The sequence below is a fragment of the Sebaldella sp. S0638 genome (genome assembly GCF_024158605.1).
In the GTDB taxonomy this organism is placed as follows: Bacteria; Fusobacteriota; Fusobacteriia; order Fusobacteriales; family Leptotrichiaceae; genus Sebaldella.
Genome location: NZ_JAMZGM010000271.1, coordinates 1 through 1,000 on the forward strand (window position 1 = coordinate 1; position 1,000 = coordinate 1,000).

Sequence of the window (1,000 nt, forward strand, 5' to 3'; positions counted from 1 at the left end):
ATAGACCTAGAAGCTTTAAATAATATGTATAATGATATCCATGTAAATACAGCCATAGAATCGCTGTTACGGGGAGTAGCCTCAAGAGAACTGATATTTAAAAGTGAGATAACTGATAAAGAAGAAGACACAATCCTCTTAGAATTACAGAAAAGGTTTAACAGGATAAAAAATAAAACAAACTTCATAAAAGAGATAGGGAAAGCCTGTTTTTTCGGATATACACTTCATGAAATAGAATATAATGAAGATTTTAGCATGAGAAGGTTTGTCTCAATCCCGCGTAATAAAATGGAATTTGATAAGGAAAAAAAGAAGTGGAAGATAAAAGGTAAAGAAGAGGTTTATGTAGAGGAAAATGGTAAATGGCTTATATCCATATATGATGAGAGCATAGAAAATTTTAAAGGGAATACGAAGCTAAGAGCCGTCTACAAAACCTATCAGGAAATAGAAGAAATAAAGAAAAAAGTAAATGCAATAGTAGAGAAGTACGGGTCGGTAATCCCAGTATTCGCATATAATACAAAATTAAGTGATGAAGAAGTAAAAGAGGCAGCCAAAGAGATAAAAGCAATGTACGGGGAAAAAATACTGGCTGTACCACTTGAAGACGGGAACTTAAAAGATAACTTTTTCTTCATAACCTTAAATGATTTGGATATCCATATACACAATACCTTGATAGAAAAGGCAGAGAGCAAGATATTTCAAAACTTACTTGGAGGAACATTAACAGTAAGTACAGGTGAAGGGAGTAACTCCTATGCTTTAGGAAAAGTCCATGAAACAGAGAAAGAAAAGATAGAAAATGAAATATCCTTATTCATAAGAGATGAGCTGGATAAGCTGATAGAAATAGATGGTAATATATTCGGTTATGAATCGGAACAATATTACATAAGCATAGAATTACCGGAAGATAGGGAAAAAATACTTCAAATAGAAAATCTTGAAGAAGATAAGATGAATAAAAAGGCGGATACAATATCCAAATTAA

1 pseudogene is annotated in these 1,000 nt (G+C 32.2%); it reads left to right on the forward strand.

Going from position 1 to position 1,000, the window contains the following annotated elements:
- Positions 1–1,000 (forward strand): annotated as a pseudogene (locus tag NK213_RS20205) (phage head morphogenesis protein); the annotation flags it as partial.